General features: G+C 60.2%; 21 protein-coding genes, 4 tRNA genes and 1 pseudogene. 21 read left to right on the forward strand and 5 right to left on the reverse strand.

All coding sequences use genetic code 11. The features are described from left to right. Position 1 precedes the first annotated feature (1 nt). The 8 genes and pseudogenes from AC1EJ1_RS02365 to AC1EJ1_RS02400 all read left to right on the forward strand — a co-directional run. Positions 2–895: pseudogene (locus AC1EJ1_RS02365) on the forward strand (NADH-quinone oxidoreductase subunit J); the annotation flags it as partial. 191 nt (positions 896–1086) lie between these two features. Continuing rightward, positions 1087–1386: an NADH-quinone oxidoreductase subunit NuoK gene (gene nuoK, locus AC1EJ1_RS02370; RefSeq protein ID WP_058237190.1), complete on the forward strand. Its 300-nt coding sequence runs from the start codon at positions 1087–1089 to the stop codon at positions 1384–1386. A 15-nt stretch (positions 1387–1401) separates the two neighbouring features. Next, entirely contained in the window at positions 1402–3357 is a 1956-nt protein-coding gene (gene nuoL, locus AC1EJ1_RS02375) for an NADH-quinone oxidoreductase subunit L (RefSeq protein WP_480295282.1), read from the forward strand. A gap of 18 nt (positions 3358–3375) precedes the next feature. After that, positions 3376–5019 carry a complex I subunit 4 family protein gene (locus tag AC1EJ1_RS02380; protein WP_480295283.1) on the forward strand — a complete coding sequence of 548 codons (1644 nt, stop codon included), beginning with the start codon at positions 3376–3378 and terminating at the stop codon, positions 5017–5019. A gap of 5 nt (positions 5020–5024) precedes the next feature. After that, positions 5025–6593, forward strand: coding sequence for an NADH-quinone oxidoreductase subunit NuoN (nuoN, locus tag AC1EJ1_RS02385; RefSeq protein WP_480295294.1), 1569 nt, complete (start codon positions 5025–5027; stop codon positions 6591–6593). Next, positions 6590–7615, forward strand: coding sequence for a polyprenyl synthetase family protein (locus AC1EJ1_RS02390; RefSeq protein ID WP_227469105.1), 1026 nt, complete (start codon positions 6590–6592; stop codon positions 7613–7615). The genes nuoN and AC1EJ1_RS02390 overlap by 4 nt, the downstream gene beginning before the upstream one ends. Before the next feature lie 123 nt (positions 7616–7738). After that, the gene (locus tag AC1EJ1_RS02395; protein WP_480295295.1) at positions 7739–9238 is read left to right on the forward strand and encodes an FAD-dependent oxidoreductase; all 1500 of its coding nucleotides are present in this window, start codon (positions 7739–7741) and stop codon (positions 9236–9238) included. 12 nt (positions 9239–9250) lie between these two features. After that, positions 9251–10141 carry a M48 family metalloprotease gene (locus AC1EJ1_RS02400; RefSeq protein ID WP_480295284.1) on the forward strand — a complete coding sequence of 297 codons (891 nt, stop codon included), beginning with the start codon at positions 9251–9253 and terminating at the stop codon, positions 10139–10141. A 351-nt stretch (positions 10142–10492) separates the two neighbouring features. Here AC1EJ1_RS02400 and AC1EJ1_RS02405 read toward each other — a convergent pair whose 3' ends face one another. After that, positions 10493–10996 (reverse strand): YajQ family cyclic di-GMP-binding protein, encoded by a 504-nt coding sequence (locus AC1EJ1_RS02405; RefSeq protein ID WP_480295285.1) that lies wholly within the window; start codon positions 10994–10996, stop codon positions 10493–10495. 137 nt (positions 10997–11133) lie between these two features. Here AC1EJ1_RS02405 and AC1EJ1_RS02410 point away from each other — a divergent pair. The 6 genes from AC1EJ1_RS02410 to AC1EJ1_RS02435 all read left to right on the forward strand — a co-directional run bounded on the left by AC1EJ1_RS02410 (position 11134) and on the right by AC1EJ1_RS02435 (position 14337). Then, positions 11134–11215, forward strand: a tRNA-Tyr gene (locus tag AC1EJ1_RS02410). 116 nt (positions 11216–11331) lie between these two features. Beyond that, a tRNA-Thr gene (locus tag AC1EJ1_RS02415) sits at positions 11332–11404 on the forward strand. Between the two features lie 33 nt (positions 11405–11437). Then, a tRNA-Met gene (locus tag AC1EJ1_RS02420) sits at positions 11438–11511 on the forward strand. 55 nt (positions 11512–11566) lie between these two features. Continuing rightward, complete coding sequence (rpmG, locus tag AC1EJ1_RS02425) at positions 11567–11737, forward strand: 50S ribosomal protein L33 (protein ID WP_074026201.1); 171 nt, start codon at positions 11567–11569, stop codon at positions 11735–11737. A 151-nt stretch (positions 11738–11888) separates the two neighbouring features. Then, positions 11889–13121, forward strand: coding sequence for an MFS transporter (locus AC1EJ1_RS02430; protein ID WP_285014750.1), 1233 nt, complete (start codon positions 11889–11891; stop codon positions 13119–13121). 1 nt (position 13122) lies between these two features. Next, complete coding sequence (locus AC1EJ1_RS02435) at positions 13123–14337, forward strand: UDP-N-acetylmuramate dehydrogenase (RefSeq protein ID WP_285014748.1); 1215 nt, start codon at positions 13123–13125, stop codon at positions 14335–14337. On the opposite strand, the gene AC1EJ1_RS02440 is transcribed toward AC1EJ1_RS02435, so the two are convergent. The 4 genes from AC1EJ1_RS02440 to AC1EJ1_RS02455 form a co-directional block, all read right to left on the reverse strand. Beyond that, a complete protein-coding gene (locus AC1EJ1_RS02440) occupies positions 14334–15314 on the reverse strand; it encodes an esterase/lipase family protein (protein ID WP_285014747.1) in 981 nt (326 codons plus the stop codon). The genes AC1EJ1_RS02435 and AC1EJ1_RS02440 overlap by 4 nt on opposite strands. 1 nt (position 15315) lies before the next feature. Beyond that, entirely contained in the window at positions 15316–16416 is a 1101-nt protein-coding gene (locus tag AC1EJ1_RS02445) for an adenosine deaminase (RefSeq protein WP_480295296.1), read from the reverse strand. A gap of 25 nt (positions 16417–16441) precedes the next feature. After that, positions 16442–17281 (reverse strand): alpha/beta hydrolase, encoded by an 840-nt coding sequence (locus AC1EJ1_RS02450; protein ID WP_058237184.1) that lies wholly within the window; start codon positions 17279–17281, stop codon positions 16442–16444. A gap of 197 nt (positions 17282–17478) precedes the next feature. After that, complete coding sequence (locus AC1EJ1_RS02455) at positions 17479–18693, reverse strand: pyridoxal phosphate-dependent aminotransferase (RefSeq protein WP_058237183.1); 1215 nt, start codon at positions 18691–18693, stop codon at positions 17479–17481. Positions 18694–18898: 205 nt separating this feature from the next. Here AC1EJ1_RS02455 and AC1EJ1_RS02460 point away from each other — a divergent pair. The 7 genes from AC1EJ1_RS02460 (at position 18899) to rplL (ending at position 23881) form a co-directional block, all read left to right on the forward strand. Next, positions 18899–18972 (forward strand) — tRNA-Trp (locus AC1EJ1_RS02460). An 83-nt stretch (positions 18973–19055) separates the two neighbouring features. Further along, a complete protein-coding gene (gene secE, locus AC1EJ1_RS02465) occupies positions 19056–19352 on the forward strand; it encodes a preprotein translocase subunit SecE (protein ID WP_058237861.1) in 297 nt (98 codons plus the stop codon). A 100-nt stretch (positions 19353–19452) separates the two neighbouring features. After that, on the forward strand, positions 19453–20442 hold the full coding sequence (nusG, locus tag AC1EJ1_RS02470) for a transcription termination/antitermination protein NusG (RefSeq protein ID WP_307876267.1): 990 nt from the start codon (positions 19453–19455) through the stop codon (positions 20440–20442). A 200-nt stretch (positions 20443–20642) separates the two neighbouring features. After that, positions 20643–21074 carry a 50S ribosomal protein L11 gene (gene rplK / locus AC1EJ1_RS02475; protein WP_480295286.1) on the forward strand — a complete coding sequence of 144 codons (432 nt, stop codon included), beginning with the start codon at positions 20643–20645 and terminating at the stop codon, positions 21072–21074. Positions 21075–21148: 74 nt separating this feature from the next. Beyond that, positions 21149–21862: a 50S ribosomal protein L1 gene (gene rplA / locus AC1EJ1_RS02480; RefSeq protein ID WP_058237181.1), complete on the forward strand. Its 714-nt coding sequence runs from the start codon at positions 21149–21151 to the stop codon at positions 21860–21862. 1008 nt (positions 21863–22870) lie between these two features. After that, entirely contained in the window at positions 22871–23392 is a 522-nt protein-coding gene (gene rplJ, locus AC1EJ1_RS02485) for a 50S ribosomal protein L10 (protein WP_058237180.1), read from the forward strand. 102 nt (positions 23393–23494) lie between these two features. Next, on the forward strand, positions 23495–23881 hold the full coding sequence (rplL, locus tag AC1EJ1_RS02490) for a 50S ribosomal protein L7/L12 (protein ID WP_070725389.1): 387 nt from the start codon (positions 23495–23497) through the stop codon (positions 23879–23881). The last annotated feature ends 42 nt before the right edge of the window (positions 23882–23923 follow it).

Below are 23923 nucleotides of genomic sequence, written 5' to 3' on the forward strand. Positions count from 1 at the left end.
GATGGGCAGCACAGGCGAGGCGATCCTTTTCAGTTGCGTCGCCGTCGTCATGGTGCTGGGCGCCCTCGGTGTGCTCTTCTTCAAGAAAGCTGCGTACTCCGCGATCTGTATGGTCGCGGTGATGATTGGACTGGCAGTATTGTTCATCGCTCTGGGAGCACCGTTCTTGGGTGCTGTCCAAGTCGTTGTCTACACCGGCGCCATCATGATGCTGTTCTTGTTCGTCATCATGATGATCGGCCTGGGAGCCACCGACGGATACCAATTCCAGTCACGCGGTGCAATCACTGCCGCATGCATCGGCGGGCTCGGCATGATCGCCATTTTTGCCGGTATCGGCGCGAAAACAGTGTTGTCCGCGAGCAAAGCCTCGAGCGTTGACCCGTACTCCAATGAGCCGGTCACCTCGCTGGCATCCTCACTGTTCGCAGACCACTGGATGTCAATGGAGCTCGCGGGCACTCTGCTCATCACTGCCGCGATCGGCGCGATGCTGCTGACTCACACGGACCGCCTGGGACCCTCGTTCAACCAGCGCACTACGGCTGAAGCCAAGATGAAGGCCTTCAAGGAAAGCGGCCGTCACATTGGACAGCTTCCGGCGCCTGGCGTGTTCGCTCATTCGAACGCAACGGACGTTCCGGCAATCGGCGGCGACACACTCGCCCCGGTGGAAGATTCCGTGCCGCGTGTCTTCCGCGTGCGAGGATTGGGCCGTTCACTGAACCAGGTTGCTCCTGACATTGCAGAGTCTTTGCAGCTGACGCGCGCCGGGCTGCTGGACGATTCACCATTCAAGGCAGGAAAAAACGTGTCGGTTCCTCGATCCGGAGCCTGGGGCATGCCGGGGCCTTCCGCGCCCACCGGCCTCAACCAGCCTGAAGCGTCCGCGGCTGACCGCAACGCGCAGGCCGAGACCTCGGCCAACGAAGCTGATCCGAAGGGCATGGGCGAGGTGCAGACCGCACCGGATGCCGGACAAGCCAATACTGATCATGTACAGGGACCGGGCGCGAACGCCGGCCCTACGCAGGGCGGAAGCAATAACAATGCTCAGCCGCACACACCTGGTGAAGGAGCTGCCAAATGAGTATGGCATGGTACCTGATCCTCGCGGGCGTGATCTTCTCCATCGGAGCGGTCGTAGTCCTCGTGAGGCGTTCTGCGGTGATCTCACTGATGGGTGTGGAGCTCATGCTGAACTCCGCGAACCTCGCCCTCGTGACCTTCGCACGTATCCACGCAGATGTTGCCGGACAGATCATGGCGTTCTTTGTCATGGTTGTCGCCGCAGCTGAAGTGGTCGTCGGACTGGCCATCATCGTATCCATCTTCCGTGCACGCGCGACAACCGGCGTGGACGACAACAACCTGCTAAAGAACTAAGGGAGGACCATTTCAATGACCACTACCCTCCCCGCTTTGACGGCCGCAACAGGGCCGGCAGCACTTGCGTGGCTTATGGTCGCGATCCCACTGGCGTCCGCAATCCTGTTGCTCGTCCTTGGGCGGCGCGCAGACAAATGGGGCCACATCCTCGGTGTGATCGCCTCGTGGGCGTCATTCGTTGTCGGCGTCGTTATCCTGGTGCAGATGCTTGGACTTCCAGCAGGTGAGCGACGACTGTCCATCGATCTGTTCTCGTGGATTCCGGCCGGCGACCTGTCCATCAACTTCGGAACCCTGATCGACCCGCTGTCGATGACCTTCGTGATGCTCGTGACCTTCGTGGGCTCGCTCATCCACGTATACGCCATCGCCTACATGGAACACGACCGGGATCGCCGCCGCTTCTTTGCCTACTTGAACTTCTTCATCGCCTCCATGCTGACACTGGTCATCGCGAATTCTTACGCAGTGCTCTTCATGGGATGGGAAGGCGTAGGCCTTGCCTCATACCTGCTGATCGGCTTCTGGAACCAGGTGCCCGACAATGCGACCGCCGCGAAGAAGGCGTTTGTCATGAACCGTGTCGGTGACATGGGCATGCTGATCGCCATGATGGGGATGGTTGCCTATGTCGGCTCCGTCTCCATGAATGACGTCAGCACTGCAGCTGCGGGACTGTCCACTGCACAGGCGACACTCATCGGTATCTTCCTGCTGGTCGCTGCCTGCGGTAAGTCCGCGCAGTTCCCACTGCAGGCATGGCTCGGTGACGCAATGGCCGGCCCGACGCCGGTGTCCGCGCTGATCCACGCGGCCACGATGGTGACCGCAGGTGTGTACCTGATTGTCCGCTCCGGCGCGATCTTCCTGGCAGCCCCTGCCGCATCACTGACAGTGGCGATCATCGGTGCGATCACGTTGCTGTTCGGCGCGATCGTCGGTTCGGCCAAGGACGACATGAAGAAGGTGCTGGCAGCATCAACGATGTCGCAGATCGGCTACATGCTTCTGGGTGCGGGCCTTGGCCCCATCGGCTGGGCGTTCGCCATCTTCCACCTGTTCACGCACGGTTTCTTCAAGGCATTGATGTTCTTGGGAGCAGGCTCCGTCATGCACGGCATGAACGATCAGGTCAACATGCGTCGCTTCGGTGCCCTGCGCACCGCGATGAAAGTCACCTGGATTACGTTCGCATGCGGCTGGCTCGCCATCCTCGGCGTGCCGCCATTCTCCGGATTCTTCTCAAAGGACAAGCTCATCGAGGCGGCATTTGCAGCGTCCTCGTTCTCCGGAATGTCAACACCCTGGGCTCCGTGGGTATTCGGCCTGGTCACCATGTTCGGTGCCGGAATCACCGCGTTCTACATGTCGCGCCTGTTCTTCATGATCTTCCACGGAGAAGCACGCTGGACAGATTCGACACCCGAGCAGGAAGTCCACCCGCACGAGTCGTCCCCTCTGATGACCATCCCGATGATCATTCTGGCGGTTTGCTCGGTACTCATCGGTGGACTGCTCAGCATCGGCGGAGCATTCACCTCATGGCTGGTTCCCGCAGTGGGGGAGACCCCTCACGTTGAGCCGGTCCTGCCGATGTGGCTGATCCAGGTCGCCACCCTGCTGCTTGTCGTGATCGGCGTCGCCGTTGCGTGGTTCATGTACGTGAAGAAGCCGGTCCCGATTGGCGTCCCGGCAGGCAACGCGCTCACGCAGGCTGCACGCCAGGATCTGTACCAGGACCACATCAACGAGAAACTCTTCATGATGCCCGGACAGGCGTTGGTCACCGTGGCAACAGAGGGCGATCGAAAGGTGGTCGACGGTGCAGTGGGCGGCTTGAGCTGGCTCACCGTTGGTGCGGGTCGCCTCGTCGCCATCACACAGAACGGTTTGGTGCGAACCTATGCGTCTTACATCCTTGGCGGCGTTCTTGTCGTCTTGGCAATCGTCCTCGGCTTCAGGCTGTGAGGGTGAGGAGGAGAATCAATGACTACTACTGATCTCATCCAGTCCAGTTCAATCCCGTGGCTGACGATCATGGTTGCCTGGCCGCTCGTGGCCGGCGCACTGGTCGGCCTCATCCCGGGGTTGCGTGCGCGCGGACGCCTTGTGGCGTTGGGCGCCTCGCTCATCGAATTGGTGCTCGGTATCATCGTTGCCACGCAATTCGACTGGACCACACCTGCCACACACCAGCTCGGTGAATCATATTCGTGGATCCCGCAGATGGGCGTGTCATGGGCGCTCGGCGTAAATGCCCTCGGCCTTGTGATGATCTTGCTGGCCGTCGCACTGGTGCCGCTCGTTCTGCTTGCTGCGCCTGCTCGCCTCGCCGGTTCCACGCACGAGGGCGACGCGCGCGACGCTGACGCTGACGAACGTGAGTCGCGTGAGGGCGCCTATAGCGCGCTGATCCTCGTCCTTGAAATGTTCATGGTCGTGATCTTCGCAGCCTTCGACGTGATCGTCTTCTACATCGCATTTGAAGCGATGCTGGTGCCGCTGTTCTTTATGATCGGCACCTACGGAGTGGGCGAGGCCGTGGCACGCCGCAAGGCTGCCATCAAGTTCCTGCTGTACTCGCTTGCCGGCGGCCTGGCCATGTTGGGCGGTCTGGTGGCACTGTGGGCAGTTGTCCCGCAAAAGTCCGAGACGTTCTTCCGCCTGGACACTCTCTCTCAATTCACCCCGATGCTGCCGTCCTCGTGGGCAATGGGGATCTTCTGGGCCTTCATGGTCGCCTTCATCATCAAGGCGCCGATGGTTCCGGTCCACACATGGCTGCCTGACACGGCGGCAGTTGCCCGCCCAGGTACATCCGTCCTGCTGGTCGGCGTGCTCGACAAGATCGGCACATTCGGAATGATCACGCTGTGCGTGAGCCTTTTCCCGCAGGCAGCGGCCAAGTGCGCCGTCGCCATGTGCGTTGCCGCCATCGTCTCAATCCTGTGGGGCGGTCTGGCCGCCATCGGACAAAACGACATTATGCGACTGGTGTCCTACACCTCGGTGTCACACTTCGGCTTCATGGTGCTGGGCATCTTCATCGGCTCGCAGCTGGCGTTGACCGGCGCGATGATCTACATGGTCGCTCACGGTGTCTCGATCGCCGCCATGTTCCTGATCTCCGGCTTCCTGACCCGCCGAGGCGGGACACGCGAGATTCCTGCATACCGCGGAATGCAGCGTGTGACTCCGGTGATCGCCGGCACGTGGTTGGTGTCCGGTTTGGCTTCAATCGCCCTGCCTGGCTTGTCAGGGTTCGTCCCTGAATACATGGTGCTGATGGGGTCCTTCTCCGTGTCAGTTCCGATCGCGCTGTTCGCTGTGCTGGGTGTCATCATCGCTGCCCTGTACGTGCTGCTGCCGTATCAGAAGGTCTTCACCGGCTCGCCAAACGAACCAATGCGCCACCTCACTGACATGAACGGTCGCGAAAAGGCCGTCGTGACGCCGCTGATCATCGCGATGGCTGTCATCGGCTTGTGGTCTGCTCCGATTGTCGGAGCACTGACCCCGGTATCAGACCAGGTCTTGAACGCAGGAAGCGCGGCGAGTGCGCCAGCGCAGACAGATGGGCAAACCTCTGACGCACCTGCCGATACGTCAACTGAAGGGAGCTCCAAGTGATTCCCATGAACGTCGCTACAACTACGGCCAGTGTTCCGTGGGCGAGCCTGACACCAGTGCTGATTGTGCTCGGTGGAGCAGTACTGGCAGTCCTGGTTGAATCATTTGCCCCCGCGCGCCTTCGTCGCCCGCTGGGAATTGGGGTCTCCCTCGTCGTGACCGCTGCAGCTATCGTCGTGCTCTCATGGCGCTGGGTTGTCGTAGCTGACACGCCGCAGGGTTTCGATGAATACATTGAGGACCCGCTGACAGTGGGTGCGCAACTGATTCTTGCCGTCATCACCTTCCTGGCGTTGCTCGTCATCGCGGATCGTACGCAGATTCGTGATGGAGCCTTCGCTGGACAGCCCTCGGACCGTCCCGGTTCCGTCGATGAGGAGCTGACAGAAAAGAAGCGCTACCAACGTTCGGAAATGTTTGCCCTCGTCCTGTTCTCGCTGGGTGGCATGATGGTGTTCCCTGCAGCGGACTCAATGATCATGCTGTTCGTGGCACTCGAGGTGATGTCGCTACCGCTGTACATCCTGTGTGCAACAGCGCGCCGTCGCCGCCAACTGTCACAGGAAGCCGCGCTGAAGTACTTCATCCTCGGCGCATTCGCCTCGGCCTTCTTCCTGATGGGCATGGCACTGCTGTACGGGTACTCAGGTGGACTGAAGTTCTCCGGAGTGTACAAGGTCATGACCCAGAGCACGGGCGAGATGGACTGGCTGCTGCTGGCCGGCATCGTCATGGTGCTGGTGGGCCTGCTCTTCAAGGTTGGTGCTGCCCCGTTCCACGCATGGACGCCTGACGTTTACACCGGCGCACCCAGCCCGATCACCGGTTTCATGGCAGCTGCAGTGAAAATGGCTGCCTTTGCCGCGATCCTGCGTTTCTACCAGGTCCTCGCCGGACACTTCACATGGGATCTGCTGATCCCGATGAGTGTTATCGCTGTCCTGACGATGGTGGTTGGCACCGTCGCAGGTCTGGTCCAAACCGACATCAAACGCATGCTGGCGTACTCGTCAATCGCGCATGCGGGCTTCATCCTGCTGGCGGTCATGTCCCTGGTCAAGGGATCGGCAGGCCACGTCCTGTTCTACGTCCTGGCATACGCACTGGCCACCATCGGCTCCTTCGCTGCAGCTACGCTGGTTCGCTCCGGCACCCGCTCTGGTGATTCGCTGGAGGTAGGCGGAGAGGCAACGGCTTTGGATCGCTGGGCCGGACTGGGCAAACGCAGCCCGCTGCTGGCAGGCAGCGTCCTGGTGTTCCTGATGTCATTCGCCGGCATTCCATTGACCAGCGGCTTCATTGGAAAGTTCGTTGTATTTTCAGATGCCTTCGCTGGCCAACTCGGATGGTTGGTTGCGATCGGCCTGCTGTGCTCCGTGGCAACAGCGTTCTACTACTTCCGTGTTGTTCGCCTGATGTTCTTCACTGAACCAAGTGAGAACACCGTGGTCATTAAGAGCGAAGGCCTCACTGCGATCGCTATTGCTGTGTGCGCGCTTGGGACGATCCTGCTGGGCATCGTTCCTGGGCCCGTCTTGTCAATGCTCTCAAATGTCGCTATCTTCTTGCCGTGACAGCTGTGAATTCTTATTCCGTACTTGACCTTGACGTCCCTTCTCTCGAAGCGCGTATCACTCCTGCGCTGGAAAGCGTGGAGGAGCTGCTGAACGACGCAGTTCGAGGCGGGCGTGACCTGGTCGAAGAACTCACACGCCATCTGAGCGTGGCGGGAGGCAAACGGATCCGCCCGGCTTTGACGCTTGTGTGTGCGCAGCTCGGTGACCCCGAGCGCGCAACGAGCGAGCGTGTCATCAGCGCAGCAACCGCAATGGAGCTGACGCACCTGGCATCGCTCTATCACGACGACGTCATGGACAGCGCACCCACTCGGCGCGGGGTTACCTCCGCACAGCACATGTGGGGTAACAACCGCGCCATCCTCGCTGGCGATGTGCTCTTTGCCAGGGCATCACGCCTGATAGCTTCCCTGGGACCTGAATCGGTGGCGCATCACTCAGACACCTTTGAGCGTCTGTGCATGGGGCAGCTCAACGAAACCTTCGGACCACCCGAAGACGCCGACCCGGTCGAGTTCTATCTGCAGGTTTTGGCAGACAAGACAGGATCGCTCCTTTCAGCATCAGCTTTCTTTGGAGCCTTCCACGGCGGAGCCGGCAGAGAGGTCGCTGACCTTGTTGCCACCTACGGTGAGAAGGTCGGCGTCGCTTTCCAGATCGCTGATGATGTTCTGGATCTTGCCTCCACAGGTGAGACCTCAGGGAAGACCCCGGGAACTGACCTGCGTGAAGGCGTGGATACACTGCCCGTCTTGCTGTTGCGCCGCCACGTGGCACACAACGGTGACGATGCGGCAGGTCAGGAAATCCTGGACGCAATCGACGGGGATCTGAGTTCCGATGGCGTCCTGGCTGACGTTGTTGACAAGCTGCGCCATCACCAAGTGCTGCAGGAGACTCGCGACCTAGCTGAAAAGTGGTGCGACGATGCAGTGGCAGTGCTGGACGCCCTCGACGATTCTGAACCCAAACAGGCGCTGACTGCTTTCGCTCATCTTATGGTCAACCGCTTGTCCTGATCGTGCGTGGGCGGCGCCATAGTGCCGTTCCTGTGAAGCGCGCTAGGATGGTGTGTTGTATCGAAAACGCGGCTCGAGCCACGCTCATTCGTGCGTGGTGAGCCTGAGAAGGGACGAATGACTGTGACAGCAACGAACGTTGCCGTTGTCGGGGCAGGCCCGGCTGGTATTTATGCTTCGGACATCTTGTCGAAATCAGATCTCGATGTGAATATCGACCTGTTCGAACGCCTGCCTGCTCCCTACGGACTCGTTCGCTACGGCGTGGCTCCTGATCATCCGCGCATCAAACAAATCATCGTTGCCCTCTACAAGATCCTGCAGCGAGGCGACATCCGCCTGCTCGGCAACGTGGAGATCGGTCGCGACGTGACGATCGACGATCTGCGCGAACACTACGACGCCGTCATCTTGGCAACCGGAGCTGACCGTGATGCTCCGCTAAACATCCCAGGTGTCGACCTGCCGCAGTCATATGGTGCAGCCGACTTTGTCTCGTGGTACGACGGGCATCCGGACTACCCGCGCACCTGGCCGCTTGACGCGCGCGAGGTTGCCGTCATCGGTGTGGGCAATGTGGCGCTGGATGTGTCCCGCATCCTCTCCAAGCATGTGCATGACCTGATGGTGACTGAAGTGCCGGACAACGTGGCGAAAATTCTCGAAGACAATCCCATCACCGATGTGCATGTTTTTGGCCGCCGAGGCCCCGCGCAAGTCAAGTTCACGCCACTCGAGCTGCGCGAACTGGGCAAAGTGCCCGACGTTGACGTGATCGTCGATGAGGAAGACTTTGATTTTGATGAAGGCTCCGAACAGACGATGCGCTCATCCAACCAGCAGCGCCAGGTCGTCAAGACACTGACGAACTACGCCTCGGTGGATCCAGAAGAGCGCCAAGCCTCCCGCCGTATCCATATCCACCTGTTCCAGTCACCCTCGGAAATTCTGGCGGACAGCAAAGGTAACGTGCGCGCACTGCGCACCGAACGCACTGAACTGGTCGGTGACGGCAGTGTGCGCGGCACCGGAGTGATGACTGACTGGCCAGTGCAGGCCGTGTACCGGGCCGTCGGGTACTTTTCGTCGCCCATCCCCGGCGTGCCGTTTGACGAGGTTCGTGGCGTGATCCCGAATAACGAGGGACGCGTTGTCACCGAGCCGGGGTCAACGGAAATTGTTTCAGGCGTGTACGCGACCGGATGGGTGAAGCGTGGCCCCGTGGGCCTGATCGGCTCCACGAAGTCGGATGCGCAGCAGACCATTGCGCACCTGGTTGAAGATGCCGAGGCTGGCGCTCTGCATGCCACCAGTGAAGCAGTGGGGCACGATGCGATGATCAAACTGCTTGACGAGCGTGGCGTCGCCTACACGACATGGGAAGGCTGGGAGCTGCTGGATGCGTACGAACGCGAACTGGGCTCACGGTATGGTGAGCTTTCTGGTGGTCGCGGCATCCGTGAGCGCATCAAGGTTGTCTCCCGCAATGCGATGACGGCGATTTCTCGCAGTGAAGAGCATTCGCACGACGATGAGGACCTGATTGGTCAGCCCGGTGAGATGGGCGTGCCCACTGCCATTGAGCGATTTGGTGATCACTACACCGGTCCGCGCGGCGAATGAGACACTAGAGCTATGAAATCGCGTTCGCGTGTCGCGTCCAACACAGTGCGCACAATCCTTCTGTTTGCCGTCCTGTGGGCGGTGCTCCTCGGTATTGGTGCGATTTTGGCGCATACAACCGGGTCGATGGTGTGGCTGTGGGTGATGGGCGGCGTATCGCTGATCGGTACGTTCTTCACCTACTGGAACTCGGCGTCCTTGGCGCTGCGCCAGATGAATGCCGAGCCTATGGATCAAAGTCTGTATCCGGAGGTTTACCGCATTGTCGAGGATCTGAGCCGGCAGACCGATCAGCCAATGCCGACACTGTGGATTGCGCCGACGATGGCGCCTAACGCGTTTGCAACGGGGCGCAACCCGAAAAACGCTGCGGTGTGTGTGACCGCCGGTATCCTCGATCTGCTCAATGAGCGTGAGCTGCGCGGTGTAATCGGGCATGAGCTGTCTCATGTGTACAACCGTGACATTCTGATTACTGCAATCGCCTCGTCCCTGGCGGGCATCATGGCAATTGCTGGGCGCTCTCTGCTGTGGATGGGAGGCGGCAGCCGTCGTAACCGTGACGGTGGAGGAGCGGCCGGACTGATACTGTCACTGGTCGCCGCGATTGTTGCGCCGCTGATCGGCATGCTCATCCAGCTGGCGATTTCACGCACGCGTGAGTACGAGGCAGATCACGACGGTGCGATTTTGTCGCACGACCCCCTGGCTTTAGCGTCGGCGTTGAAGAAGCTTGAGGTGGGTACAAGCCGCGTGCCCCTTGAGCGCACCCCGGAGCACCAGGGCGCAGCCCAGATGATGATTGCCAATCCGTTCAGCGGGGAATCGGTGCGCTCGCTCATGTCCACGCACCCGCCGATGGAAGAGCGGATCCGCCGCTTGGAGGAACTGGCCGGCTATTAGGCCGAACATCGGCTCCTCTCTCATTTTCCCATCTGTCGATTAGGACGCGAATGCGAGCTCCCTGCGCACGCATTCTCTGATTTTCCCAACTGTCGATCAGAAGACGCCAGGCTGCACCTTCCCTGCCAGCCTTGTCAGGCTGATACGTGGGAAATCCCTATTTTCCTGCAGTTTTACCTTGCAATGAGGGAAGCAATCAGTGCTCGCATAGGTGAAGCTGCCTCCAGGTTGACAGTTGGGGACAGGAGAGTGGGGTGCTTCAGATATGGGCGAGGACGCCCGCACTGCCTCGAGATCGACAGTTGGGGACAAGGCAGAGGGGGTGAAGGCCGCTATCTGACGGCGATGATCCTACCGATAGTTCACGAACTGCAACGCGCAGTCGATCTTCCGGCCCGCTTCGCCTCTGAGCAGTGCAATGACTTCTTGCAGGGAATCGCGCGACTTTGACGAAACGCGAACCTCATCTCCCTGGATCTGTGCCTTCACGCCCTTCGGGCCTTCATCGCGAATCAGCTTCGTAATCTTCCTGGCATTGTCCTGGCTGATACCTTCGCGCAGGGGAACGACCAGTCGATAGATTTTTCCGGACGGCTGAGGCTCACGATCCTTCAGATCCAGCGCCTTAAGTGAAACCTTGCGTCTGGTGAGCTTGGAGCGCAGCACGTCCACAATGGCCATCACGCGTTCGGGGGAGTTCGCTTCCATCACCACCGTATCGCCCGACAGTTCGATCGATGCGTCCACGTTACGGAAGTCGTAGCGTTGGGACACCTCCCTCGCCGCCTGATTGACAGCGTTATCCACTTCCTGCCGGTCGAGTTTGGAGACAATGTCGAATGATGAATCAGCCATGGGAATCCCTTCCTATCAGCGTCTGGCTATGAGTGTGCTCGATATCTCGCATTTGAGCGGGTCAAAACCGGTGATCCGATTGGCGCTCACGCTTGTATTTTTGTTATTCTTTCACGGCACCGATGATTGGTGTCAATGGCGGGGTGCCCGAGCGGCCAAAGGGAGCTGACTGTAAATCAGCCGCGGAATGCTTCGGGGGTTCGAATCCCTCCCCCGCCACTGGACTGAATGCCACAAGTGCTTCGCTCTCGAGGTACTCAGTTCTGCGACGTGAGGATGCTCTCAAGCCTGGAGATTGCTTCGAGCATGAGTGTCAGGCTAGAGTTTCTCTCGTTGCCCCGATAGCTCAGTCGGCAGAGCGTCTCCATGGTAAGGAGAAGGTCAAGGGTTCGATTCCCTTTCGGGGCTCTGGTTTGCGGCCTCGCAGTCGCGACCTACCACGGCGGGGTAGCTCAGCTGGTTAGAGCGCACGACTCATAATCGTGAGGTCGCGGGTTCGAGTCCCGCCCCCGCTACCGTGACCTCCCGGTCTCCGGCGATAATCTCAGAACCTCAAGTGAAGGAAAGATCGTGGCAAGCAAGTCTCAGGACGTTCGCCCCAAGATCACTCTGGCGTGCTCGGAGTGCAAGGAACGTAACTACATCACCAGGAAGAATCGTCGCAATACGCCTGACCGCCTCGAGCTGGCCAAGTATTGCCCGCGTTGCCGCAAGTCGACGACGCACCGCGAAACTCGGTGACGTTCCAGCGACGCCTCACAACTGTCATGCCCCCGGAGCTGTTCAACAGCCCGGGGGTTTATGCACGCTGCGTTTCCGCCGCCTCGGCGCACTAGATAGCCACGCACGGCACTTATTCGATCGGCACAATATGGCCACAGGGAAGGCTGTCATGAGCCTGTCACGCAGAGATCTGCCCCAATCGCGGATACGTCGTGCCGTCATTGCTGACGCCGCTATGTTCTTTTTCATGGGCTTTGCCAGTTCCTCGTGGGTGTCTCGCTTGCCGGCAGTGCGTGATTCTCTGAACCTCAGCCCGACTCAGATCGGCGCAATGCTCCTCATCGGCTCTATCGGGTCACTTGTGGCGCTTCCCTCCTCAGGCCCGGTAGTCGGGGCGATTGGGCCGCGTATGAGCGGCCGCCTCGCGGGTGTGCTGTGGGCTGTGGGTATGGGCTGCGTGGTGGCATCTATCCACGTGGGGTCGCTCGATTTGTTGTCACTGAGCCTCATCTTCGTGTCGATGGGGATGTCGTTGACAGGGTCAACAATTAACACTGCAGGCGGACTAATCGAAGTCGCCCTCGGCCACCCAATCCTGGATCGATTCCACGCGATGTTCTCGATCGGCACAGTCACCGGCGCACTCTCAGGTGCCGCAATGGCGAGGGCGGCCGTCCATGTCACCCATCATCTGCTGGGAGTGATCGTCTTTGGCCTGACCTGCGTCGCAGTCGCAACCGCGTTCCTGCTCACCGAGGACGATGTGCTCGCCCAATCTGTGAGCGACGGCGCTCCCAAGCGTCGCCGGATATTTGGAAGCGGCGGATCAACGGCCCGTACGCGAAAGGCGTGGGGCGAAAAACGCACGCTGTTGATCGGCCTGATGGTGTTGTCCTCGGGATTGCTGGAGGGGTCAGCAAATAATTGGCTTGCACTGGCGATGGTTGATGGGTACGACATGACGGCGGCGCAAGGTTCTGCGGTACTGTCCGGTTTCCTCGCCACGGTGGTGGTCGTCAGACTCAGTGCGGCGTGGCTGCGTCGGCACTGGCCACCTGATGTTTTATTGCGTGGCATGCTGATCGCCGCATGTCCCGGACTGGTCCTGGTCGGTTTCGCACCCGTGTGGGGTATTGCGATGATTGGCGTGGTGTTGTGGGCATTCGGCGCCGCCCTGGTGTATCCCACCGGTGCTTCTGCCCTGTCCCACGACCCGTCGATGACAGCTGCGCGCCTGTCGGTGCTGTCCACCATCAATTACGGCGCATTCCTGATCGGTCCGCCTGTGCTCGGCTTGCTCGCCTCGCATATCGGGTACCACCGTGCTCTGACGTGTCTGGTTGTTCCGGTTGCGGTTGGTGCGTGGCTGACACGCTACCTGCGCCCTGAGTCAGACAGCTAGGATGTCCTACGTGAGCGAACAGGGGAAGAACCGACCATCGATCAACGCCGAGGAGCATAGGCGCCCGCGCGCCCGTACGCATGCCCCCCGCCTGTCTGACATGACGACCTTTCGTGTCGGCGGTCCGGTGGCCACCCTCGTTGAGCCTTCCACTGAAGACGCCTTCGTTGACGCGTTGCGCCGCGCCGACGATGAACACAGCCCTGACCGCCTCCTGATTTTGGGCGGCGGATCGAACATCCTGGCTGACGATGCACCGTTTGATGGAACGGTGATTCGTGACGCTCGCGCAAGCCTTGAAACAGATGTCACCTGGACCCCCTCGGAGCCATCCGCGCCGCAGAGCTCACCTGTCATCGTGACGGCTGCATCTGGCGTGGCGTGGGACGCCCTCGTCAATGAGAGTGTGAAGCGGGGGCTGTCGGGCCTGGAAGCACTGTCAGGAATCCCCGGAACGGTTGGGGCGGCACCTGTGCAGAACATCGGAGCGTACGGCGGCGAAGTTGCCCACACACTGCTCCACATAGGCGCGTGGGATCGCCTTGAGCAGCGCCGCGTCGAGTTGACCCACGATGACCTTGAGCTCGGCTATCGTTCATCCATTCTGAAGCAGTCGCGTCTGACACCTCGCATGGACGGCTCGCAGTGGGGGCCTACCGGGCGCTGGGTCGTCCTAGATGTCACGCTGCAGCTCACACGCTCACACATGTCTGCACCCGTCGCGTATTCCCAGCTCGCGCGCGCATTGGACGTTCCAATTGGACAGCAGGTCGAGACGAATCGCGTACGCAGCGAGGTCCTGCGCCTGCGTGCCTCCAAGGGCATGGTGATTGACGAGGGGGACCATGACACGTGGTCGGCCGGATCGTTCTTCACGAACCCGATTCTTGATGCCGATGAGGCGGAGCGGCTGTTGCCACCTGAGGCTCCGCGATTTGACGCTGGGCGGGGCCTGGTCAAGACATCGGCAGCGTGGCTGATCGACCGTGCGGGTTTTGGAAAAGGGTTTGCGCTGTCTGACGAGTGTGAACCGTGCGGTGGCCACAGTTCGGCGCGCGCTTCACTGTCCACTAAGCACGTCCTGGCGCTGACTAACCGAGGAGGAGCCTGCGCACAGGATATCCGTGATCTGGCGCGGGCGGTGCGCGCAGGGGTGAAGGGAAGTTTTGGCGTGACGCTTGTGCCAGAACCCGTTGTCCTGGGAGAGCAAATTTAACAGCGGTACGGCTCAGCCAGCTGGACCAATGTTCGTGCTGCTCCGCGCGATTCAAGCATCTGACCGTGACCGTAGATGGGCAAAATGACTCGGCGATGCGCGCCTGGAAGCGTAGTGGGAGGGACGTTCTCATCCCACGTCGCCTCAATCTGAGTGATCCGTGCGTTCAGGTCAGTGCGTGAGGCCAGGGGGCGAATGGCGGGGGAGCCGGGGGAGAGTTCACGCAAACTCGGGATCGGCAACAGGCGTGCGATCGGTGCTCCGTCGAAGGGCGTCGCAAAGGTGATGAGGTGCCGAATACGCCATCCCTCGGGACCGGCCATGATCGCTTTGGCCACCAGTCCGCCTTTGGAATGCGAATAGAGCAGCACATGAGTGAGGTTTTCTCGCGCAAGGTAGCGCTCGGCCATCTGAGCAATCGTGTCAATCGGGCGGCGCATAGCGCGCACGCCTTCCAGGATTCGTGCGTCCCACCCGGCGTCGGCCAGCGCGCGCGCCCACGGGTCGAGATAGTGGCGCGACTCCCAGATGCCGGGAATCCCGATGGCGACTGGACGCGCCGCGCAGTCAGGCGTTGCTGTGCTCGCAGCGAGCGTCGCAGGTGTGTGTGCGCTCGCGGCAGGCTGAGTGGGCGTACCCGCGTCTGTGGAAGGCTGGGCGAGCGCGCTACTTGTTACGGTTATCGACGAGGGTGACTGCGGGCCGGCCGATGGTGAGGCTGCCGAATCATCCGAACCGTTCTGACTGCCGGACGAATCACCGGCCGCCGAAAGCGTGTCGCATACGACAGATGTCATGAGCTGGAGGCGACGGCGCGCAGCGCCCACTAAATCGTTGGCAGCGACGGCCAGGCGCTGCGGAATTGGCGGTATCGTGACCCACGAAGGTACCTCTTGGCGCAACGTCTCCGCAGGGGCGAACCAGTGCCACAGCGGCCACTGCCGAACCGATTCAGCAGCATTCTCGTGTTCGTTCATCTCACGGCTCATTGGCCAACCACCGATCAATCTGCGCGTTCCAGATGCGCCTGCGGTCAAATGACACTAGGGAGGCGCGGATCGACTGACGGGCCAGTTCCGCAAGCTGCTCGTCGCTCAGACCGAAAACATCTCGAGCAGCCTCGTATTGAGCCAACAGGCGCGAGTGGAACAGCAACGGGTCGTCGGCGCTCAAGGCGATTGTGGCGCCGGCTGCCATCAAGTCAGGCAAAGGGACGTGCACAATGTCTGGATACACCCCGAGGTGCACGTTAGACGTGGGACATACTTCCAACGCAATGCCGTCATCGACCAGGCGCTTGAGCAGGTCCGGATCCTCCGCGCTCCTGACACCGTGTCCCAGCCGGGTCGGGGAGAGCGCTGCCAGGACTTCACGCACCGATGAGGGTCCCAGCAGCTCGCCTCCATGCGGAACCGACGCAAGACCAGCGTCACGCGCAATGTTGAAGGCAGCACCGAACTGCGCGGTTGAGCCCACCCGCTCGTCGTTGGACAGACCGAATCCCACGACGGTGCCCGGCTCCCTGCCAGCGTACTGAGATGCCAGGCGGGCGAGGGTGCGTGCATCTAAGGGGTGGCGGATACGAGAGGCAGCGACCACGATGCTGACATCCACACCAGTTGCTTCGCTGGATGCGCGCGCCTCGTCCAGAATGATTTCGAGGGCGGGAGTGATGCCGCCAACCCACGGTGCATACGACGTGGGATCAACCTGCATTTCCAGATGCACAGAGCCTTCCGCCGCGTCATCCTCGGCAGCCTCACGCACGAGGCGGCGCATAACATCCTCGGTGCGAACTAACACGCGGGCTGCATCGTAGGCGCGCTGGAAGCGGAACCATCCGCGCGCATCTGCCGGGACCGTGAGCGGATCCATGTCCAGCAAATGAGGCGGCAGTCGGACGCCTTTTTCCACAGCGAGTTCGACCAGAGTGCGCGGTCGCATCGCGCCGGTGAAGTGCAGATGCAGCTGTGCCTTGGGCAATGTGGCCAGGGGCCGCCGGCCGGGGGGCGTGGGCGCCGCCTTCGTCAATATGGGCTGGTCACTGGGACTGGGGGAAGCAATCGGACGCAGCGGCATCGGCGGGGGCATGCTGTGAGAATGTTCAGGCATCAGCACCATTATCGGCAGCCGGCCGGCGCGCGTCCATCCACAAGGCGATATCCCGCATCAGGCCGGGACCTTCAGGCTCGTTCAGTACTTCGTGGTATGCGCCGTCGATGACGCGTAGGTGCGCGTCGGGGGTGTGCGTGCCCCATGCCAGTGACAGTCGAGCATTGCGCACGAATTCCTCTGACCCACTCGGGCGAGCAAGATGGTCGTGTGAACCGTGGATGACCAGGGTGGGCACGCTGAGTGAATCGGCTCGTGCGATCGTGTGGTCGCCCTGAACGCACATCGTCAGAGCAGTGATCAGCGGGACGGGTCCATGGAAATTGAGCGGATCGTTTTCGTAGTCGTCCACCACGTCAGGGTCGCGCGAGACGCCGCCCGCATCAAGCTTCGCTGTGGGCAATCCGGGGGCGACGCGAGCCAGTGTCAGCATGGAGCGAGCTACCTTGGCAGTGATCGGCGCGGCGGGACGAAATGCCGGACCGGTCAGCACCATGCCGGCAACATGATCCGGATCGATGAGGACAGATGCAGCGGTGATAATGCCGCCCATGGAATGACCCAACACAAATAGCTGCGACGTGCGCGAATTGGCGAGGGCGTCTGCGCGCGCTGCGCGGTGCTCTGTAATGAGACGGCCGACATCGACTTGAGCACGTGGACCATCTGCACTTCCGTGTCCGCTCAGATCGAATGTCACTGCGTCGTAGCCATCGTGATTGAGAGAATCGACGAGGCGCCTGTAGCGGCCTTGATGCTCGGCGTATCCGTGGCAGATCAAGACGGTGCCGTGAGGCTGGGGATCGGATGTGTGATGGGTGAACAACTGCATACCACTATTGTGCCTGTTAAAAGGCGCTGATGAGCGCTTATCAGCGCCAAAAGGGCAGAATTGGTGGTGCGACCGCAACAGCAAATGGTCAGGTGCGGGCATGCTGAGACTGAGATGGAATTCGCCGATGCTGAAGCAGAAACAACGCTCGCCGATGCTGAACCAGCGATCAGCCTCGCCCAGGCAGAAAGTGAGTCTTAGTCGCGGTCAGCCAGGAGCTTTTGAATACGGCCAACGCCTTCTGCCAGATCATCGTCGGAAAGCGCGTACGACAGGCGAATAAAGCCGCTGGGGCCAAAGGCCTCACCCGGCACTACCGCGACCTCAGCTTCCTTCAAGATGAAGTCGGCGAGTTCAGCGGACGTGGTGCACGTGGTGCCGCGAATGGAGGTGTTCAATAGTCCCTCCACCGATGGGTACGCGTAGAAGGCGCCCTTCGGTGTGGGTACGGTCAATCCTTCGATTTCACTGAGCATGTCGATCATCGTGCGTCGGCGGCGGTCAAACGCCTGGCGCATACGCTCCACGTCCTCCAGGCCACCCTCGAGCGCGGTTTTGGCAGCCCACTGGGCAACGTTGTTGACGTTGGAGGTTAAGTGAGACTGGAAAGATGTGGCCGCCTTGACCATGTCCTGCGGGCCAACCATCCAGCCCACACGCCAGCCGGTCATCGCGTATGTCTTTGCGACGCCGTTAAGGACGAGGGTCTGGTCAGCCAGTTCGGGAACCAGCTTGACAACGTGAGCAGTCTGGGCGCCGTCGTACAGCAGATGCTCGTAGATCTCATCGGTGATGACCCAGATACCGTGCTCCAGTGCCCACTGGCCGATTTGGCGAGTTTCCTCGGGTGTGTACACCGTGCCTGTCGGGTTCGAGGGGGAACAGTGCAGCAATGCCACAGTCTTGTCGGTGCGTGCCTCTTCGAGCTGGTCAACGGTGACTTTGTAATCCTGGTCAGCACCGGCAAAAACGGGAACCGTGGTGCCTCCGGCAAGTTTGATGGCCTCCGGGTAGGTCGTCCAGTAGGGGGTTGGCAGGAGAACTTCATCACCGGGATCGAGGACAGCTGCGAACGCCTCGAACACGGCCTGCTTGCCGCCGTTGGTGACCAGAATCTGGCTGGGGTCGACCTCGTAGCCCGAGTCGCGCAGCGTCTTGGCTGCGATTGCCTCGCGCAGTTCCGGCAGACCTGAGGCTGGGCTGTAACGATGCATCCGAGGATCGTGGCAGGCTTTGGCGGCTGCTTCGACGATCTGGTTGGGGGTCGGGAAGTCAGGTTCGCCGGCGCCGAAACCAATGACGGGGACGCCCTGAGCCTTGAGAGCTTTCGCCTTGGCATCCACGGCTAAAGTCGCTGATGGTGTGATGGAACGAAGACGCGCTGAGGCGCGGTGAGCAGTTTGGTTCGACATGTCTCTATCGTTGCACGATTGGAGGCCGTGCGGAAGAAAATTCCTAGGAATGGACGCGCTATGATCAGGGGGTGCTGGTGCGGACGGTGGAAGCCAAAAACACAGATCTGTGATTTTCTACATGCGGCGTGAAGTTGTACACTGGCGCGTTAACGCCCTAAACTAGCGGGGCGGGTCATGGGCGTCAGCCTGTGACAAGCGGTGAAGGGCAGTGGCGCAATTAGGTAGCGCACCGGTCTCCAAAACCGGCGGTTGTGGGTTCGATTCCCGCCTGCCCTGCTACATTGTAGATATCGGCCTACACGACAAGGAGAGGTTCTGTGAGCGACAGTCGCGCACTTGGCGGACCCGACAATGACGGTCTGCCCGACGTGCCGGACAAGCCGAGCGCTCCTGTGCGTCGTGACCGCACGAAGAGTGCACCGACTCCGAGCCGTGAGAAGTCGACGCATGAGGAAGGCGAAAAGCGTGGACTGTTCTCCCGCATTCGCCTGTTCATCAGCCAGGTCATCGCTGAGATGAAGAAGGTGACGTATCCGACTCGCAACGAAACATGGACGTACTTTGTTGTCGTGATCGTCTTCGTCACCGCTGTGATGGCATACACAGGACTTTTAGACCTGATATTCGGTAAGCTAAACGCATTGATATTCGGCTGAACCCGATTGACCCGCCGGCAGGAACCTGCAGGCGGGTTTCTTCTACGGTTCGTCAACCACTGCTGACAAGCCCACGCGCGTTGGCTCTGAAGGAGGACACGTGAGCGACCACATTGAAAACGCACCAGATGCGGATGAGACTACCGCTGTAAACGATACGCACGTCGACGCTGATTCTGCCCCTCAGTTCGTCTCTGCATCCGAATCTGTATCGGAGGGCAGCGGCGCGCAGAAAGCTGATGACGCCGAGACAGCTGATGGCGTCGAGACAGCTGACTCCACCCTCGCGCAGGAAGAAACTGCAGCTGTGATTGAGTCAGTTGCTGCCACCGAGCACGGTGGATCCGATGCTGATGCGGCTGTAGCTGAGGCGCCCGCTCATGATGAGGTGCCTGCTAAGGATCAGCCACCCTCGGAAATTGGCGACGCTGAAGCAAGCGAGCAGCCGGGCGATGCGGACACTGAATCCGCGGCTGACGAAATCGAAGACCCCATCGAAGTTCTGCGTGGCGAGCTGCGCCTTCTGCCAGGCGACTGGTACGTCATCCACACGTATTCCGGCCACGAGCGCAAGGTCAAGGCTAACCTTGAACAGCGCATCACCAGCCAGAACATGGAGGACTACATCTACCGCGTTGAGGTTCCCGACGAATATGTCATGGAATTCCGCGGCTCTCAGAAGAAGCGTGTGCGTCGTGTGCGCATCCCCGGATACGTCCTGGTGTGCATGGACTTCACTGACGCGTCATACCGAGTTGTCAAGGAAACGCCAGCCGTGACCGGCTTCGTTGGCGATCAGCACAATCCGATGCCTCTGTCTGAAGATGAGGTTGTCATGATGCTCACCCCGAACGTCATGGAAGAGGCCGCTCAGGAAAACAAGACTGGCCCGGCTCCGGTTCAGGAACTCAAGGTCAGCTACGAGGTGGGCGAAGTTGTCACAGTGGTGGACGGACCGTTCGAAACGATGAACGCCGTAATCTCCGAGATCATGCCCGAGACCCAGAAGCTGAAAGTTCTGGTCACGATTTTCGAGCGCGAAACGCCTCTGGAACTCAACTTCGATCAGGTTCAAAAGATCGACGACTAGTCGCCGCGGCGCAGGGGCGGACACGCCCGCCCAGGTGTTGCGCACAGCTTAGTGAGTGATGTCGCGCACGAGAACTTGGGATCAAGGTATCTGACGCGATATCATCGCTGTTTGTGCGTCTGCATTTGCGTGTAGGACGCGCAGGCGGATCGGCAACCGTCGGTTCGCTTCGAATCACCAATGAAAGACCCGTAACTTATATGGCACCAAAGAAGAAGGTCACCGGCCTGATCAAGCTGCAGATCCCTGCCGGTGCTGCAACTCCGGCTCCGCCAGTTGGCCCGGCACTGAGCCAGCACGGCGTGAACATCGTGGAGTTCACCAAGGCGTACAACGCTGCAACCGAATCTCAGCGCGGCAATATCGTCCCTGTTGAGATCACCGTCTATGAAGACCGTACGTTCACGTTCGTTCTCAAGACGCCTCCGGCTGCACAGATGATCAAGAAGGCGGCTGGCGTGGACAAGGGCTCACCGACGCCTCACACCACCAAGGTGGCAAACCTGACCAAAGATCAGGTTCGCGAGATCGCTGAGACCAAGATGCAGGACTTCAACGCCAACGACATCGAAGCCGCGATCAAGATCATTGCCGGCACCGCCCGTTCCATGGGCATCACCGTCAGCGACTGATACGTCACCAAACCAATCTTTGTGGAAGGGCAAGCGCTTGCCCGAACACACCACACCTGCAAGGAGATAGCAGAATGACAAAGCGCTCGAAGAGCTACCGGGCCGCCGCGGAGAAGATCCACGCCGGTGAGGTATACGAACCTCTTGAAGCCATGAAACTGGCAAAAGAAACCACTGTCACCAAGTTTGACGCCACCGTTGAGGTGATGTTCCGACTGGGTGTCGATCCCCGTAAAGCAGACCAGATGGTCCGCGGAACCGTTTCCCTGCCGCACGGCACTGGCAAGACCTCACGGGTCTTGGTCTTCGCTGTGGGCCCGCGCGCGCAGGAAGCGATCGACGCCGGAGCTGACGAGGTCGGCGGCGACGAACTGATTGAGAAGGTCCAGAAGGGCTACACCGATTTTGATGTGGCCGTCGCAACCCCTGACATGATGGGCAAGGTTGGCCGTCTGGGTCGCGTCCTCGGTCCTCGTGGCCTCATGCCGAACCCGAAGACCGGAACGGTCACGATGGAAGTTGGCAAGGCTGTCAAGGAGATCAAGGGTGGCCGTATCGAGTTCCGTGTGGACAAGCACGCGAACCTGGCGTTCATCATCGGCAAGGCATCCTTCACTGCTGAGCAGCTGACGGAAAACTACGCCGCTGCCCTCGATGAAGTCCTGCGTCTGAAGCCGTCCTCCTCCAAGGGTCGCTACATCACGAAGGCCACCGTTTCAACGACGATGGGCCCTGGCATCCCGTTGGATCCGACCAAGACGCGCGATCTGCTCGGCACTGACGACTGATTGTTCGATGCCTGACGGCATTGATTCTCGGTGCTTCGGCGATCGGTTGCAGAGATGACCGGTTGGGTTGATGACCAGGCGGATTGATGCCTGAGCGATCCTCGACGAGGGTGCCGCAGCGCCCGCGTCACGTCGCAATCTTGATAAATGGGGGTGGGTTCGCACGCGTGTGCGAACCCACCCCCATTGTGTGCCGTCATCGATGAGCCCTGTCTTGAATGCGCGGCCCCTTTCTAGCACGCCGTCTCCAGCGCATGGCATTTTGACCTGAGCCGACTTCAGCAAATGGCGACTCTCTAGTGGAACGTCTTCGTTGCGTGCCACCTTTTCCGCGTCCGGTCTCATCCGCATTTCGTCTTACTCTCGGCAGCCCCCTTTTCCCGAAGCCCACCCACCCCTACCAATCCCAACTGTCGATCTCGATGGACCAAGAAGGCGGGCTGGATTACTGGCTTTCAACACTGACGAACGTTTTCACTGGTCAGAGAGTGTTATTCGCGGAAGGTGTGGGCCTCCCTCGTCAATTAGGACGATAACGGGAGCTCCAGATCGACAGTTGGGGATTAATGCGGACAGGATGAGGGGGAGGGGGAAGATGAGGGAAGGCGGAGAGGAAGGCTGAGGAGCAGGTCGAGAGCAGGCCAAGAGGGATGCCGAGGGGAGCTAAGAGAGCGAGCGGAGAGAACGGCGAGAAAAAGCGAGAGGAGAACACGTGGGAATGTGCAGGATGCCAGAGGCATAAGGGCGGGAATAAATAGCGGCACGCAAACGTGCTTTGTTGCACACAGCGCACAGTAGAGGCCGCACATCGATCTTGGTATAGTGGAACAGCCAAAGACCGTCGGACATCTACTGACAGTAGATCGAAGCGCAAGAGCGACCGACGCAGGTAACGTGACTTGAACAGCTCCCTTGCGGGAAACTGGACAAGCGTGGTGCAAGCCCGACACGAACCTGCGTGTCGGGCTTTTTCGTGGGTACGGCGGCTGACTTTTCGGAAGGAGGACCATGGCGAGGTCTGACAAGGAGGCAGTTGTCGCCGAGCTGACGGAGAAGTTCCGCAACTCGGATGCCGTGCTGCTGACTGAGTATCGCGGTCTGACCGTTGCACAGCTCAAGGAGCTGCGTCGCGGTTTGGGCAATGACGTGAGCTACGCCGTGGTGAAGAACACGCTGGCACGGCTGGCGGCCCGCGAAGTCGGATTCGATTTCCTCGAGGACGACCTGAAGGGCCCGACAGCTATTGCATTCGTCAGCGGTGAGCCGGTTGAGGCCGCCAAGACGCTGCGTGATTTTGCCAAGGATAACCCGGCGCTGGTTTTGAAGTCTGGCGCTATGGATGGTGTCGCACTCGATGCTGACGCCGTCAAGAAGCTTGCTGATCTGGAATCCCGCGAGGTCCTGCTGGCCAAGGCTGCAGGTGCCCTCAAGGCGAAGCTCTCCCAGGCTGCGTACGCATTCAATGCACTGCCCACCAAGGCTGTGCGCACAATCGATGCTCTTCGCGACAAGCAGGAGCAAGCGGCCTGACGCGACAGGCCCCGGGTTACTGGCCTCACCGCCATGCACCCGGACTCATTTACACAACGTAATCTGCTCGCGTAGCAGGCCAAACAAGGAAGGATGCCACTCATGGCTAAGCTCTCCGCAGATGAGCTCATCGAAGCTTTCAAGGAAATGACCCTGATCGAGCTGTCCGATTTCGTCAAGCAGTTCGAAGAGGTCTTCGACGTTGAGGCTGCCGCACCGGCCGCCGCCGTTGTTGCAGCACCAGCCGCTGCCGGTGAAGAAGCAGCAGCTGAGGAAAAGACCGAGTTCGAGGTTGTCCTCGAAGCAGCCGGCGACAAGAAGGTTGCCGTTATCAAGGCTGTCAAGTCCCTCACCGGCCTCGGCCTGAAGGACGCCAAGGGCCTGGTTGACGGCGCACCGTCGACCATCTTCGAGAACGCTTCCAAGGAAGACGCCGAGAAGGCCAAGGCAGAGATCGAAGAGGCTGGCGGCACCGTCACCCTCAAGTGATTTCACTTGAAACTCTCGCGCTAGCTTAAGCGCATATCAAGT

The organism is Pauljensenia sp. C0170B4 (assembly GCF_056590235.1).

Coding starts and splice junctions, on each gene's coding strand:
- rplK (WP_480295286.1), top strand. CDS start 20,643: ATGGCACCAAAGAAGAAGGTCACCGGCCTGATCAAGCTGCAGATCCCT.
- AC1EJ1_RS02440 (WP_285014747.1), bottom strand. CDS start 15,314: ATGAACGAACACGAGAATGCTGCTGAATCGGTTCGGCAGTGGCCGCTG.
- AC1EJ1_RS02400 (WP_480295284.1), top strand. CDS start 9,251: ATGAAATCGCGTTCGCGTGTCGCGTCCAACACAGTGCGCACAATCCTT.
- AC1EJ1_RS02445 (WP_480295296.1), bottom strand. CDS start 16,416: ATGCCGCTGCGTCCGATTGCTTCCCCCAGTCCCAGTGACCAGCCCATA.
- rplJ (WP_058237180.1), top strand. CDS start 22,871: ATGGCGAGGTCTGACAAGGAGGCAGTTGTCGCCGAGCTGACGGAGAAG.
- AC1EJ1_RS02405 (WP_480295285.1), bottom strand. CDS start 10,996: ATGGCTGATTCATCATTCGACATTGTCTCCAAACTCGACCGGCAGGAA.
- AC1EJ1_RS02450 (WP_058237184.1), bottom strand. CDS start 17,281: ATGCAGTTGTTCACCCATCACACATCCGATCCCCAGCCTCACGGCACC.
- nuoL (WP_480295282.1), top strand. CDS start 1,402: ATGACCACTACCCTCCCCGCTTTGACGGCCGCAACAGGGCCGGCAGCA.
- nuoK (WP_058237190.1), top strand. CDS start 1,087: ATGAGTATGGCATGGTACCTGATCCTCGCGGGCGTGATCTTCTCCATC.
- rplL (WP_070725389.1), top strand. CDS start 23,495: ATGGCTAAGCTCTCCGCAGATGAGCTCATCGAAGCTTTCAAGGAAATG.
- AC1EJ1_RS02380 (WP_480295283.1), top strand. CDS start 3,376: ATGACTACTACTGATCTCATCCAGTCCAGTTCAATCCCGTGGCTGACG.
- nuoN (WP_480295294.1), top strand. CDS start 5,025: ATGAACGTCGCTACAACTACGGCCAGTGTTCCGTGGGCGAGCCTGACA.
- AC1EJ1_RS02430 (WP_285014750.1), top strand. CDS start 11,889: ATGAGCCTGTCACGCAGAGATCTGCCCCAATCGCGGATACGTCGTGCC.
- AC1EJ1_RS02455 (WP_058237183.1), bottom strand. CDS start 18,693: ATGTCGAACCAAACTGCTCACCGCGCCTCAGCGCGTCTTCGTTCCATC.
- rplA (WP_058237181.1), top strand. CDS start 21,149: ATGACAAAGCGCTCGAAGAGCTACCGGGCCGCCGCGGAGAAGATCCAC.
- AC1EJ1_RS02435 (WP_285014748.1), top strand. CDS start 13,123: ATGTCCTACGTGAGCGAACAGGGGAAGAACCGACCATCGATCAACGCC.